This window comes from Aquimarina litoralis (assembly GCF_019295435.1).
Classification (GTDB): Bacteria; Bacteroidota; Bacteroidia; order Flavobacteriales; family Flavobacteriaceae; genus Aquimarina; species Aquimarina litoralis_A.
The window spans coordinates 1-14,676 of sequence record NZ_WEKL01000036.1 but is presented as its reverse complement, the minus strand read 5'-3'; the positions used below and the strand labels follow the sequence as shown (position 1 = coordinate 14,676).

Annotated in this window: 11 protein-coding genes; 6 read left to right on the top strand and 5 right to left on the bottom strand. The window is 32.4% G+C overall.

Features of this window, described 5'->3' with window-relative positions; translation table 11 throughout:
• Positions 1-84: 84 nt before the first annotated feature.
• The 3 genes from GBO31_RS17080 (at position 85) to GBO31_RS17070 (ending at position 2,716) form a co-directional block, all read left to right on the top strand.
• On the top strand, positions 85-414 hold the full coding sequence (locus tag GBO31_RS17080) for an ArsR/SmtB family transcription factor (protein WP_219009596.1): 330 nt from the start codon (positions 85-87) through the stop codon (positions 412-414).
• On the top strand, positions 407-865 hold the full coding sequence (locus GBO31_RS17075) for an SRPBCC domain-containing protein (protein ID WP_219009595.1): 459 nt from the start codon (positions 407-409) through the stop codon (positions 863-865). Before GBO31_RS17080 ends, GBO31_RS17075 begins: the two co-directional genes overlap by 8 nt.
• A gap of 126 nt (positions 866-991) precedes the next feature.
• Positions 992-2,716 (top strand): phytoene desaturase family protein, encoded by a 1,725-nt coding sequence (locus GBO31_RS17070; protein WP_343211319.1) that lies wholly within the window; start codon positions 992-994, stop codon positions 2,714-2,716.
• Between the two features lie 64 nt (positions 2,717-2,780).
• Here GBO31_RS17070 and GBO31_RS17065 read toward each other — a convergent pair whose 3' ends face one another.
• Entirely contained in the window at positions 2,781-4,658 is a 1,878-nt protein-coding gene (locus GBO31_RS17065) for a peptidase M61 (RefSeq protein WP_219009594.1), read from the bottom strand.
• A 229-nt stretch (positions 4,659-4,887) separates the two neighbouring features.
• On the opposite strand from GBO31_RS17065, the gene GBO31_RS17060 reads away from it, so the two are divergent.
• Both GBO31_RS17060 and GBO31_RS17055 read left to right on the top strand, forming a co-directional pair.
• Entirely contained in the window at positions 4,888-5,646 is a 759-nt protein-coding gene (locus tag GBO31_RS17060; protein WP_219009647.1) for an alpha/beta fold hydrolase, read from the top strand.
• 95 nt (positions 5,647-5,741) lie between these two features.
• The gene (locus GBO31_RS17055; protein ID WP_219009592.1) at positions 5,742-8,183 is read left to right on the top strand and encodes an alpha/beta hydrolase family protein; all 2,442 of its coding nucleotides are present in this window, start codon (positions 5,742-5,744) and stop codon (positions 8,181-8,183) included.
• 61 nt (positions 8,184-8,244) lie between these two features.
• Here GBO31_RS17055 and GBO31_RS17050 read toward each other — a convergent pair whose 3' ends face one another.
• The 3 genes from GBO31_RS17050 to ychF all read right to left on the bottom strand — a co-directional run bounded on the left by GBO31_RS17050 (position 8,245) and on the right by ychF (position 12,700).
• Entirely contained in the window at positions 8,245-10,434 is a 2,190-nt protein-coding gene (locus GBO31_RS17050; protein WP_219009590.1) for a tetratricopeptide repeat-containing hybrid sensor histidine kinase/response regulator, read from the bottom strand.
• Between the two features lie 142 nt (positions 10,435-10,576).
• Positions 10,577-11,479: a DMT family transporter gene (locus GBO31_RS17045; RefSeq protein ID WP_219009588.1), complete on the bottom strand. Its 903-nt coding sequence runs from the start codon at positions 11,477-11,479 to the stop codon at positions 10,577-10,579.
• Between the two features lie 126 nt (positions 11,480-11,605).
• Positions 11,606-12,700 carry a redox-regulated ATPase YchF gene (ychF, locus tag GBO31_RS17040; RefSeq protein WP_219009586.1) on the bottom strand — a complete coding sequence of 365 codons (1,095 nt, stop codon included), beginning with the start codon at positions 12,698-12,700 and terminating at the stop codon, positions 11,606-11,608.
• A 189-nt stretch (positions 12,701-12,889) separates the two neighbouring features.
• Between ychF and GBO31_RS17035 the strand changes: the two genes are divergently transcribed.
• Positions 12,890-13,429: a hypothetical protein gene (locus GBO31_RS17035; protein ID WP_219009581.1), complete on the top strand. Its 540-nt coding sequence runs from the start codon at positions 12,890-12,892 to the stop codon at positions 13,427-13,429.
• 81 nt (positions 13,430-13,510) lie between these two features.
• Here GBO31_RS17035 and GBO31_RS17030 read toward each other — a convergent pair.
• Positions 13,511-14,676: polysaccharide lyase family 7 protein (locus GBO31_RS17030; RefSeq protein WP_219009579.1), on the bottom strand; the 1,166-nt coding region annotated here is incomplete at its 5' end.

Sequence of the window (14,676 nt, the reverse complement as noted above, 5' to 3'; positions counted from 1 at the left end):
TTGTTTTTTAATAATAAATTTAAAAAAAATATTGCGTAACTGATCGGTTACTATTATATTTGTAACCGAACAGTTACATTTAGAATGAGAAGAGATGTTTTTCAAGCTATAGCAGATCCTGTTAGAAGAGATATTATTTCTATTCTAGCCAATCAGACCTTATCTGTTAATGCTATTGCAGAAAAATTTGATATTAGTCGTCCTGCCATTTCAAAACATCTTAAAATCCTAGAAGAATGCGGAATAATTTCTATCAACCAAAAAGGCAGGGAGCGTTATTGTCTTATTCAACCACAAAATCTCCTACCCGCTTTCCTGTGGATAGATCAATACAAAAATTTATGGGAAGAAAAATTAGATTCTTTCGAAGACTATTTATATAAACTACAATCTAAAACCAAAAACAATGAATGATTTAACCAAACGCACACTATCTCTCAAAAGAACTTTTAATGCTCCTGTGAAATTGGTTTGGGAAGCCTGGACAAATTCTGAACACATTGCCCAATGGTGGGGACCAAAGGGGATGAAAACAAAAGTTATTGAGCATAATTTTGAAACTGGTGGTACTTGGAAGTACGCTATGCAGATGCCAGATGGTAATGAATTTATTTCTGAGGGTGTTTATAAGGAAATCATCACTTTAAAAAAGATAATTTCTTCTGCAGATTTTAAACCAATGACAGAAGGAGTTGAGTTACAAGCTTTATTTGAAGAAGATGGTGAAAAGACAAACTTCGTGTTTAATGTAGTGCATCCTACAGAAGAATATTGCCTACAACAAGAAAAAATGGGCTTTATGAACGGTTGGGGATCAGTATTTGACAGATTAAAAGAATTTGTAGAAGATTCTAGCGAATCATAATCGTTACAAAGAAAACATGTATTGATTGTTTAAGAATGAATCTTATACTCCATATTTTAATTCTATACTAATTCAAAAAACAATACCTTTAACACAAAATGCTAGACAATTAAACTAAAACAAAAGGTGGTAAATTCTATTGAAACAGATGATGAAATTAAGGCTTCTACAGAGATTGAACCTAAACAATATGATACAATAATAATTGGTTCAGGAGCTGGTGGTTTGGCTTCTGCAATCTGTTTAGCTCGCTCAGGCCAAAAAGTTTTGGTTCTGGAACAACATGATGTTCCTGGAGGATGGTGTCATAGTTTTTATTTGAATGGATACCGATTTACTCCAGGAGTACATTATGTCGGACTTCTAAATAAGGGTGAATCCACTAGTACATTGTATGAGGGATTAGGTATTGCTAATGATATATCATTTTTTAGAATGAATCCAAAAGCCTACGAACATTGTTGGATTGGGGATCATCGTATTGACATGCCTGCTGGTTATGAAAACATACAAAAAGTATTATCAGAAAAATTTCCCGAAGAAAAAAAAGGTATTGCTTCTTATTTAAAATTAGTAAGTGATGTTAGTTATGAACTTCAACTAATTCCTAAAGTAAAAGGATTTTGGCAACATGTCACCATACCTTTTAGGACTAAGAATATGGGGAAGTATAGTGTTTTTAGCTTACGAAAGGTAATCAAAAAACATATCAAAAGCCCTTTACTTAAAGCTGTTCTTAATATTCAGATAGGCGATCATGGTTTACCTCCTTCCAAAGCGAGTTTCCCTCTACATGCGGCTGTAATGGGACACTATTCTAGTGGTGGTTATTATCCTGTTGGAGGTGGTGGAGCTATGGTAAAAGCAATGACAAAAGCTTTAAAAAAACATAAAGGAGAAATACGCACAAGTCAAAAAGTAACTCAAATTTTACTCGAAGGCACTAAGAAAAAAAAGGCCGTTGGAGTACAACTAAAGAGCGGTGAAAAGATTTTAGCGAAGCGCATAATTTCTAATGCTGATCCAGGAAAAACATTTCTTGATTTAATTGGGAAAGAAAATATTAGCAAAAAACTAAATAAACGTCTGGGCAAAACTAAATATTCCTGTACTTCTCTAATGCTTTTTCTAACGGTAGATATGGATGTTCGTAAAGCGGGATTAGACTCTGGTAATATTTGGTTAATGCAGCATGAGGATCTAGATGCTTTATTTGAAGAGACGCAAAAAGTAAATATTTTAGAAGGAGATACATTTCCAGGAATGTTTATTAGCTGTACAACCCTAAAAGATCCTATTAGCTTTGATGGAAGGTATCATACTATTGAAGCTATTACCTATATTAATCATCAATCATTTCAGGAGTTTAAAAATGAAGATCTCCAACGTTCTAGCGCATATTTGGATTTCAAAACCAAACTAACAGAAAAGATGATTCGTACATTAGAAACTGTAATTCCTGGAGTTCAAAATCATATTGTACAGAAAGAACTAGGTACCCCCATTACGAATGAATACTATATCAATTCAACCAATGGGTGTGTATATGGAACTGAAAAAAGTTTTTGGCAAATAGGTCCATTTGCTTATAAAGCTAAAAGCGAAATAGAAAATTTATACTTATGCGGTGCTAGTGTACTCTCACATGGTGTTGCAGGAGCTGGTTATTCTGGTGTTGAAACAGCTGCAAAAATATTGAAATGCAGACAAGATGATCTTTTACAAGCTGATGATACTCAAGAAATAAAAATTTATGACGCTGAAGATGACTCAGAATACCCAGAATGGATGAGACAAAAGATGAAAGTAAAAAGAGATCGTTTGACTGCTGGCGTAGACGGTTTTTCTTAGTAGTAAGCGAACATTAAAAACATAAAAAACGGGTCAGTTAAGACCCGTTTTTTATTCTATATCATTACCCTTTCAACCAAGCATCTCTAAGTTTCACTTGTGCTTCTGTAGGTTTTTCTATACTACTCAATGCTTTACCTTTGGTATATGACTTAGTTAATTTTGTCTTTAAGAAAACTTCTTCTCCTCCTCTATCAAGTTTTATCTCTACATCATCTCCTTCTTTCCACTGTAATGTTCCTTGCAATACTGAATTAGCATTTATCAATGTTACTTCAGTACCATTAACTTCTTTTATAACATCAAAAGGTTTAATTCCATTATCCGCCCAAAAACTATTATCGGCAACATCTTCCGTAAAAAAGATAGTACCTTTATCTTGATCTCCTCCTACGATAATAGTATTTCCATTTCGCACATAATCTGTTTCAATATTTTTAACTCCCATAGAAAGACCTACTTTACTAAAGAATTCATTATAATCAATAGGAGTTTCTCCAACAACATGTGTTGCCAAAAACTTTTCTATTGAAGGATACGTCATAGCAACTATTTCTTCTATGATGGTATTATCTTCAAAAGGTTTATTCTTACCGTATTTTAAAGACAACTCTTTCATTAATGACAAAACTCCACGATTACCATCGCTTTCTTCTCTTAATAATATATCGATGCACATACCGATTAAAGCACCTTTCTCATATACATTAGCATAATTTTTAGCATAGGGTTCATTCAAGATATTTTCACTCATTTTAGTGAAACTCATCGTATCATCAAAAAGACTTGCTGATTCTATTTTCCCCATCATTTTAGTATAAAACTCTTCCTCGGTAACCAAACCTTGATTTACTTGAAAAACGCTTGCAAAATATTCGGTAATCCCTTCATACATCCATAAATGCTTAGAGAATGTTGGATTGTTATAATCAAAATAGTGTACATCTTCAGAATGTACGCTTAGTGGAGTTACGATATGAAAAAACTCATGAGAAACCACATCAGTCATAGCAGATGCCAATGCCTCTTCAGGAATAGCTTCTGGTAAAACTACTACGGTGGATGTATGATGCTCTAATGCTCCAAAACCAGTTGGGGCTGTCTGAGATTGCGAAGCTAAATACAAATAAATATCATATCTAGGAGTACTATCAATATCTCCTAAATATTTTTTCTGTGCTTCCATCATCTTATAAACAGTTTCCTTAATACCAGCGGCTGAATATGTTTTATTAGGAGAATATACACTTAAAACAATCTTTATACCTCCTACTTCAAACTCCTCAACATCCAATTTTCCATACATCATTGGATTATCAGTAACATCAAAATATCTCGTTGCAAAGTATTTATCAGTTGTGACAGATCCATCTTCGCTTATTTCTTTTCCTGCACTAGGTAAGGCAGAAGTTCTTTGCATATCAGATGGAGCTTTAACTTCTATCGTATATTGATTATCCTTCAATACATCAAAATAACCAATAAACCCATGCAGGTTCAAAACAAAATTATCAGATGCTATATTCGTTCCTGATGGTGAAAATGGCGTACCTACACCAGTATTTTCGATATCGAACGTATCATTTACTAAATACACGATTTTATCTAATTGCTTAGCATTCGGAATTTTCCAAGTATTATCGTCTACTTTGTTTATCGAAAGTTCAGCTCCATTATAATCTAAAGCCCTAAACCCATCTACAAATTTTCCAAAATCACTAACGGCATAGGTTCCTTGCACCACTTTAGGTAAAAAATAATGTACAGTATCTTGTGTAAAACGTCCAGGATTAATTACCACAGGAACTTTATCATCTGTTACTCCTGTAAGATCAACTTTTGTAGTTATTGGAGCTTTTGTAGCTAAATCATTGGATTGATTGACTGATCCACATCCTAATAATAACAAACTTAAGGATAGTGTGGCTAGTATCTTTTTCATGTATTCAAAATATTTATTATGGTAGACGCAAAAAATTATATAGTGTTGCAACTTTGATCGTGCAAAATATATAATTTGTATAGACTTTAACCTATTTTTGATCATTATTTACTCTATAATGGAGATTAAATACTGAAGGAGGAGGCTTCCTCTAAATCAAAAAATGTTTCTAATCAATACCTTATAGGTTTACTTTAAGGTCTTTTAATTATATACTGAACTTTTGGACATATTTCTTAACGAACATCGTTTACGACTTTCTTGCAACCCTAAAACATTTAACAATTCAAAACCTACAATTTTATTCTTGCACGACTCTTTGGGTTGCATAGAACTTTGGAGGGATTTTCCTGAAAAAATAAAAGCTGGCACAGATTATAATGTTCTTTCCTATGATCGACAAGGATATGGGAAATCAGCTAGTTTTTCTGAAACTACACGAGACAAAAACTATTTAAAAAAAGAGGCGGATACCCTAAATCTTTTAATCAATCAACTAGAACTGGAAAAGGTAATTCTTTTTGGACATAGTGATGGTGGAAGTATTGGATTGTTAGCAGCCTCTCTATACCCTGAAAAAATATTAGGTGTTATCACAGAAGGAGCTCATGTTTTTGTAGAAAAAGAAACCTTAGATGGAATTCGAGAGGCGAAAATAGCCTACAAAATGACAAACCTAAAGGAAAAACTTACTAAATATCATAGTGCTAATACTGAAGCTGTTTTTACAATGTGGACAGAGACTTGGCTTTCTCCCATGTTTTTGGATTGGAATATAGAAAACTATTTGAGTAACATTCAATGTCCGTCATTGATCATTCAAGGAGAAAAAGATGAATACGGGACTTTGGATCAAGTGACAAGTATTGTTGAAAAAACAAGGGGAATATCTAAACCACTCATCATTCCTGAAATTGGTCATACTCCGCACAAAGAAGCTCCTAAAACAGTGATCCGGGAAACGATAGATTTTGTCCTAAATTTATAAATTCGGGGAAGAAAACTCATATAATTATTTACAGTTAACAGTATTTAACTTTAAATAATGATACTTTTGGGATATTATACAAACATTGAAAACTTATGAAATTCATCAAATCATTTTTTATTGTACTGTTTATGGGTTCAGTACTATATGCCCAGGAAAATTTGGGATATCAAAAACCTGTTAAAGAAATTTTAGATTTAGTGGATGTTCCACTTGCTCCTTCCATTCGAATTGATGAAAAAGGAGAACAACTTATCTTTTTATATCGTGATGGATATAAAACAATTGCAGAATTATCAGAAAAAGAAATGAGATTAGCAGGATTAAGAATCAATCCTAAAACAAATATCTCTAGTCGTGCCAACTATTTTAATAATATCAAATTAAAGAAAATAGACGGTGAACCTATACAAGTTAGTGGACTTCCACAAAGCTTAAGATTATCAAATATTTCTTGGTCTCCTGACCAAACTAAAGTTGCTTTTACTCACACTACTCTAGAAGGCGTAGAGTTATGGTTAGTGGATATTAAAACTAATAAAGCAAAAAAGTTAACAGATGCAACATTGAATGCTAATATGGGATCTCCATTTAGATGGTTCAAAGACAATTCTGCTTTATTGGTAAAGTTTTTATCTAAAGAGAAAAAACCATTGATTAACGTTAATGAAGCAGTCCCAACGGGTCCTACCATCTCAGTTAGTGAAGGAACAAAAGCTCAAAACAGAACATATCAGGATTTATTAAAAAATCCAAATGATGAGTATAACTTTGAACAATTAGCAACTTCAGAAATAGCTAAGGTAAATCTAGATGGCACAAAAACATCATGGTCTACAACTGGCATGATAAGAAATTACTCTTTTTCTCCGGATGGTAACTATGTGATGGTTACTGAAATAGAAAAACCATTTTCTTATTTAGTTCCGTTTTACCGTTTTCCTCAAAAAACGACTATTTACAAAAGCTCTGGTGAGCCTTTTAAGGTGGTAAATGAGATTCCAATCGACGAAGTAAGACCAAAAGGTTTTATGGCAACTAGAGTAGGAAAAAGATCTATGAGCTGGAGAGCTGATAAACCTGCAACGTTAATATGGGCAGAAGCTTTAGATAAAGGAGATCCTGAAATTAAAGTAGCATATAGAGACGAAGTTTTTGAACAAGATGCCCCATTTACAGCAAAACCGAAGTCTATTTTAAAAACTATTAACCGCTACAGTGGTATACAATGGAGTAATGACGAAAACACGGCGTTCGCTTATGATTATTGGTGGAATACGAGAAATACAAAAACCTATGTTTTTAATCCAAATAAATCTTCTATAAAACCACAAATCATACATGATAGAAATTATCAAGATCGTTATAATGATCCAGGAAATTTTGTGACTTCTAGAAATGAATTTGGCCGCTCTGTAGTGGATATTACAAAGGGTAATGTATACCTTATGGGAGATGGGTTTAGCAAAGAAGGTCAATTTCCTTTCATAGATAAATTAAACCTAAAAAGTAACGCTACAAAAAGAGTTTATAAATCGACTTATACGGATAAAGTAGAGAATATTTATTTTGCGACTAACCTTAACAAAGGAGATTTCCTTGTTGGTATAGAATCACCAAGTGAGTATCCTAACTTCTATATCCGTAATATTAACGGAAAAAATAAATTAAAGCAAATTACCAACTTTGCCAATCCTTTTGCTGCACTACAAGGTGTACATAAAGAAGTGATTAAATATAAAAGAGATGATGGATTAGAGTTATCAGGTACTTTATATTTACCGGTTGGATATGATAAAACCAAAAAGGAAAAGTTACCAATGATTCTATGGGCATATCCAGAAGAATTTAAAGACAAAAAGAGTGCTTCGCAATCTACGTCTAATCCAAATGAATTTACATATCCATTTTGGGGCTCTATGATTTATTGGGTTACAAGAGGCTATGTTGTTTTGGATGATGCTTCTTTCCCTATTGTTGGAGAAGGTGATGAAGAACCAAACGACTCTTTTAGAAAGCAATTAGTAGCAAATGCAAAAGCAGCAATAGATGCAGTTGATAATTTAGGCCTTATTGATAGAAATCGTGTAGCTGTAGGTGGACACTCCTACGGTGCGTTTATGACCGCAAATTTATTATCGCACTCTAATCTTTTTGCAGCAGGTATTGCCAGAAGTGGAGCATACAATAGAACGCTTACTCCTTTTGGATTCCAGAGTGAAGAAAGAAGTTATTGGGAAGCACCAGAAGTGTATAATACTATGTCTCCTTTTATGCATGCTGATAAAATGAAAACTCCATTATTATTAATCCATGGAAAAGCTGATAATAATTCAGGTACATATCCTTTACAAAGTGAACGTTATTTTAATGCTTTAAAAGGTTTAGGAGCTACAGCAAGGTTAATTATGCTTCCAAAAGAAAGTCATGGTTATAGGGCTAAAGAATCTATATTACACCTCTTATGGGAACAAGATCAATGGCTGGAAAAATATGTAAAAAATAGAAAAGAAAAAGTTTCTGAAGGAACTAATTAATAAAAGCAAAACGCCAGAAAATTTTCTGGCGTTTTTTTTATTTTTAAAATAGGTATTCTTGCTATGGTAACAAATTTTTGGAAATGATATCTTTTAAGTCATTTTTGTTCAAAGGTTTATTAATAATATCATTCATCCCTATTTCTAAACAATCATCTTTTACCTCACCAAGTTCCGCAGCTGTCAAAGCTATTATAGGTGTTGTTTTATCAAACTCCCTAATTCTTTTTGTTGCTTCGCTACCATTCAGGTAAGGCATATTGAGATCCATTAATATCAAATCAAAATCCTCTTTCTTTACCATCTGTATGGCATTAAAACCATTCTCCACTATCGTACAATCGTAACCAATTAAACTCAATAGATTTTTGGTGACTATCTGATTAATTTTATTATCCTCAGCCACTAGTATTCTTCTATATACATTTGTTTTCCCATTATTCCTTTCATTATTGGAAAGTTCTTCTCCTTCTTCTAAAACTTCTAAAGTAAGGTCAAAATAAAACTTTGTTCCTCTACCTTCATTACTCTCTAAATAAACATTGCTATCCATCATTTCCAATAGATTTTTCACAATAGATAACCCAAGACCAGTGCCTTCTACATTATTAGATTCTCGATCCACTTGTGAAAATTTTTCGAATACAAAATCCTTCTTATCATCTGGTATTCCAACACCACTATCTTCTACTTCATATCGAATGCGAATAGTGTCTTTATCTTTATCTAGTAATATAATTCGAAGCCAAATCTTTCCTTTTTCTGTAAACTTTGAAGCGTTTCCAATAAGATTGATTAAAATTTCAGATAATCTAAGGGAATCCACATTTAAAGACTCTGGAAGTTCATTAGGTACTTCTAGAACAAGCTCATTGCCTTTACTWTTTGCCTGATATTCAAATGAATTTAATAAGTTTTGTGATAATTTGAATAAATTGGTTGGCGTTTTAGCCAATTTCACCTTATTAGATTCTATTTTACTAATTTGAAGTACATTATTAATTAAGTTTAAGAGATAATCCCCTGAAAACTTTAAAGAGCCTAATAATTGCTTATGTTTATCTAAGACATCTTTATCTTCTAATAATAGTGACGTTATTCCTACCACTCCATAAAGAGGTGTTCTTAATTCGTGACTAACTGTAGATATAAATTGTGACTTTACCTGCGTAAGTTTCTCTGCTTCAGCTTTAGCTTCAACAAGTTGACTATTTTTATCTTTTAAAACATCACTTAGTTTTTTCTTAGATCTATAACTAATATAGAAGAAGAACGCTGCTCCAAAGAAAAAGGTCAATCCAGCAATAGAAATTATATTAATAATTCTATTGTTTTTAGCCATTTTCATCTGGTATTCCCTTTCAGTCTTTGCTAATTCAATTTCTCTTTCATATTCATCTACATTAAAGCTTACTCGAGCGATTTCAATTTGTTTTAGTTTTTCTTTATTATATACTTTATCCTTATACTCTTGATAACGCTTGATATCTTTATAAGCATTTCCCAACTCCCCTTTTTTCTCATACATTTCGGCTCTAGCTTCATAGATATAAGATAATTCCAATAACATATTATGTCTTTCTGCTATCCTCAAAGATTCACTAAAAAAACCTTCCGCTTCCTCAAGATTATCCTCACCTAGTGCAAGCCTTCCTTTTAGGTAATATACTTCACAAAATCCCTCTATATCTTTATTTTCGACAACTAACTTATTAGCTTCTTCAAGATACGGAATTGCTTTATCTAATTCGTTTGCTTCAATATACGTCCATGCTAAATTGATGATCGGAGTCATATATTCTTTAGAATTATTCAATTGCTTTCCTAATTCGGTAGCTTTATTATAGTAGACTAAAGATGCTTCTAAATCCTTATATTCATCAGAATATACATTTCCCAAACCATTGTTATTCCATAAAATCAATAACGAGTCCTTTGCTTTTTCAGCATACTTAAGAGACTTTCTAAAATATAGTTCTGCATTTTTATAATCTACCAACGTTTGATAGTTGTACGCCATGAGATAATAAGCTTCAGACTTATAGTGATCATTATCTAATTCATGAGCATAATTAGCTGCTTTGATAGCATATTCAAGTGATTCTTTGACCTTGTATTCGAAAGTCAGATTATTAGAAGTATCTATTAAATACTGTAAACTATCATTAATAGGAAATCTGGGCTCCTGTTGACCACACAAGAATAATGGAATAATCCATATAACAAATTTAAATAATGATTTCCCCTTCAAAATTAGTTAGTTTTTGATGAATTATTGCTTAGAGACACCTTAATACTCCGTATCTTGAAACAACTTATCTTCTACGTTAATTTACTAAAAAAAGTAGAAAGTCTAACATTTTATAATTTTTAGATCACAAAGAAACCGATAATCATTGAGATTTTTTACTTTTTTTTGTAGTAATGTAAATCCCAAAAATTACAATACCAGCTCCAATAATTTGTAAGGTTGATAGATTTTCATCTAAAATAAAAAAAGCGAGTAAAATTGTTGAAACAGGTCCTAAACTGCCAATAATAGCAACATTTGAAGCGCCTAATCGAGCTATAGCTGAAGATATCAAATAGGAAGGTACAATAGTGGCAAAAAATGCCATTAAAATTCCTAAAACATATACTTCTGGAGCGTAATTAGTGAGATCGCCTCTATCCAAAAGTATGTATTGAATAATTATACAAAGAGATGACACAATCATAGCATAGGAAGTAAATACGACAACACCAAATTTAGGAATCAACCATCCACTCCCAACCAAATAAATAGCATAGGTTAAAGCGCTTAAAAAAATCAAAGAAACACCTGAAATTAGATTTGGTGTATCTAATTGAAGTTCTTGCCAAAATGTAATTACGACTCCAACATATGTGATACAAATAGCTATTAATTGTTTTTTAGTTATTCTTTTTTTCAAAAAGATTCTAGAAATGATCAATACTAAGGTTGGATAAACGAATAAAATAATACGTTCTAATCCTGCTTTAATATATTGTAATCCTAAAAAATCAAAATAGCTTGCTAAATAATACCCTACGAAACCAAAAAATAAAATCCATAGATAATCTGATTTCTTTATTGCTTCTGGATTAGCTGGTTTTGTAAGCATAGCAATGGCAAAGTAAACTGGTACAGAAAAAGACATTCTAAACAGCAGTAGATGTTCTGAACTAATATGATACTTATATGCCATTTTTACCATTACTGCTTTTGCTGAAAAAAGTATGACCCCAACAATAGCTAGTACTACCCCAATAGAAATTTGTTTAGATTTTTGCATTAGACAAAATTAAAATCAATAGTTGTTAAGATTTGAGCAGAATGCTGTAGAATTACGATGCCCAATAAAAAAAACCTCTTAGAAAGTCTAAGAGGTTTTCCTTATTTAAATAAAGTATATTTTAATTTAAACATTGAATAAGAAATGCATCACATCTCCATCATTTACAACATATCCCTTTCCTTCTATGCCTAATTTTCCTGCTTCTTTCACTTTAGCTTCACTACCATAAGAAACATAATCATCATATTTAATGACTTCGGCACGTATAAATCCTTTTTCAAAATCTGTATGTATCACTCCAGCTGCCTGAGGAGCAGTAGCTCCAATTGGAATTGTCCAAGCTCTCACCTCTTTGACTCCTGCTGTAAAATATGTTTGCTGGTTAAGTAATTTATAGGCCGCTCGAATTAATACAGACGATCCTGGWTCTTCTAACCCCATATCTTGAAGAAACATCTGTCTTTCTTCATAATCCTCAAGTTCGGTAATATCTGCTTCAGTTCCTACCGCAAGTATAATAACTTCTGCATTTTCAGAAGCTACCTTTTCTTTTACTCTTTTTACATGATCATTCCCTTCAACAGCCGCTCCCTCATCTACATTACAAACATATAAAACTGGCTTATCGGTAATGAACTGTAATGGTTTTACATAAGCCAAATGATCATCTTCTGAAACATCTACCGCTCTTACAGATGTTCCGGCTTCAAGTCCTTCTTTCAACATTAAAAGCACTGCTTCTTCTTTCTGAGCTTCTTTGTTACCGGTTTTTGCAGCACGTTTAATTTTATCTAATTTCTTCTCTAAAGTTTCTAAATCCTTTAGCTGTAATTCTATATCTATAGTCTCCTTATCTCGAATAGGGTCTATAGAACCATCTACATGCACAATGTTATCATTATCAAAACAACGAAGTACATGAATAATAGCATCTGTTTCTCTAATATTTCCTAAAAACTGATTCCCTAAACCTTCACCTTTACTTGCTCCTTTTACTAATCCCGCAATATCTACAATTTCTACAGTAGCTGGTATAACGCGTTCTGGACTTACAAGTTCCTCAAGTTTTTCCAATCTAGGATCTGGCACATTTACAACACCTATATTTGGTTCAATTGTACAAAAAGGGAAATTAGCACTTTGTGCTTTTGCATTAGACAAACAATTAAAAAGTGTTGATTTTCCTACGTTAGGCAATCCAACTATTCCTGCTTTCATATGTATAGTTATATAGGAACAAATATATATTTATTCGAATTTTTAAGAGTGCAAAGATAATAAGTATTCGTATATAGAATACAAATACTATTGAAATAGATTTTGGTAAAATATTTACTTACAAAAACACACAAGAAAATGAATATTATGTATCTTTTTGTATTTTTATAATCCTAAATAAGCAAACCTATGAAAGTATATACTAAAATAGTGTCATTGGCATTTTTATTTTCTGTTTTTATTGGACATGCTCAATCTGAAGAAAAGACTGCAGAAACAAAACCCAAAGAAAATTCATCGGAAGAGACTGTCACAAAAACCATAAGAATAAAAGGTGCTAACGGAGAAGAAAAAATTATTACTGAGCAACAGATTATTACGAAAAAAAGTGAATTACAATTAAATCCAGATGAAGAAGATGAAGATACAAATAGAACGGCTGTTTATTCTCCACAAGAAGTATCTATAAAAAATGCAGGAAAAACATCTTCAGAAAAACTCTATAGTAGTATTCCTAATGGCTCAGGATTTATTTTTACTATTATAGATGAAAATGGAGAAAAAATGCTAAAAGCCAGACCTCTTTCTAACGGTTATTATCTGGTTAATTTTGGAGGAAATAATAATAGCTTAGGTCATTTTGATGAATCAAAAAATCTAATCCTAGAAACCTATGATGCGACCTCAGATTCAATAGTATCTTCAAGTTATAAATTAAAGCAACTCTAATTAAAAAAACACTTATAAGAAAAAATCGCCTAAAGCATTTTAGGCGATTTTATTTTTTATTTGATAGTTATAATTATAGAATTAATTATCAGGAGATACCTCTAGATCCCTAATTAACACCTGACCATAAACATTAGAGTTTTCATGGCTACTCTTAGTCGACTGCAGATAACATCCTGCCTTGAAATAATTTTCATTAGCATTACCAATATCAACGGATTCGAATAGCTCTTCAACTCTATTACCATTATTATTCAAGTTGTATAATCTAACGACACCATTTCGCATAGTTAATTCAAAATAGTATTCAGTATCCATTTGCATATTAAAATTTATAGTTCTACCACTTCCTTCTATCTCTTCTGTAACGTATCCTAATATTCTTAAGTCTATAGATCCTGAATTTTGTCCAGCATCACCTTGTACTTGGACTCTAATAACATCATCATAAAAATCATCTCTTTCATGAATCTGGCCAAAAGCTAGTTTACCAGAAGGTGGTAAATCTTCAATTCTAAATCGCCATTTCATAGAATGTTCAGTATTGGTGTTACCATTCCAGTAATTATCGCCTCCATTAATAACTTCTCTTAACTCAGATCTTGGGTTCGAAGATCCTCCAGAAGTTGGATTACCAGGATAACATCTAAAGGCTGCATATCCGTTTTTTTCGAAAAAGAAGTGACTTTCAGACTTGCTCGCATTATCTTCATAATCTAACCCATTATCATTACTTCCCACATTTAGGTTTCCACTAAAACCATTAAGTTTCCATCCATTTCCGATAATCGCATTTGCTGTTCCTCCTCCTGGTGGCGGTGGTGGATCTATAGTACCTCCGGATCCTACAATACGTGTTTCTGTAATACTATTCCAAGAACTTGAGGAATTACCGAAACAAGAAATCCTAACGTAACGAACATTTACAGTATTAAAACTGTACTCTTCCAAATTAGTAGTGTTACCACTACTTCCAGTTCTTTTTGCATCAAAAACTGTCACTAAACTTGAAGTAGAATTTCCTACTCTAATTTTGAAAAACGCTTTTCTTTGATTTCCCTTATACCATGCTATCTTAAGACTAGAAACATCTTTTGGAGAACCTAGATCATAGGTTATGTATTTACCTGTATATCCGTTTGATGACCATCGAGTATTAAAATTACCATCCAGAGTATTTGCAGGAACATTGCCATCATCCCCATTGGCAGTAACTGATACAGGATTCAAATCTGCTTTAACTAAAG

What these genes read in the sequence shown, in the direction of transcription:
- GBO31_RS17080 (WP_219009596.1), top strand. Translation starts at nt 85, where the DNA reads ATGAGAAGAGATGTTTTTCAAGCTATAGCAGATCCTGTTAGAAGAGAT.
- GBO31_RS17075 (WP_219009595.1), top strand. Translation starts at nt 407, where the DNA reads ATGAATGATTTAACCAAACGCACACTATCTCTCAAAAGAACTTTTAAT.
- GBO31_RS17065 (WP_219009594.1), bottom strand. Translation starts at nt 4,658, where the DNA reads ATGAAAAAGATACTAGCCACACTATCCTTAAGTTTGTTATTATTAGGA.
- GBO31_RS17055 (WP_219009592.1), top strand. Translation starts at nt 5,742, where the DNA reads ATGAAATTCATCAAATCATTTTTTATTGTACTGTTTATGGGTTCAGTA.
- GBO31_RS17045 (WP_219009588.1), bottom strand. Translation starts at nt 11,479, where the DNA reads ATGCAAAAATCTAAACAAATTTCTATTGGGGTAGTACTAGCTATTGTT.
- GBO31_RS17035 (WP_219009581.1), top strand. Translation starts at nt 12,890, where the DNA reads ATGAAAGTATATACTAAAATAGTGTCATTGGCATTTTTATTTTCTGTT.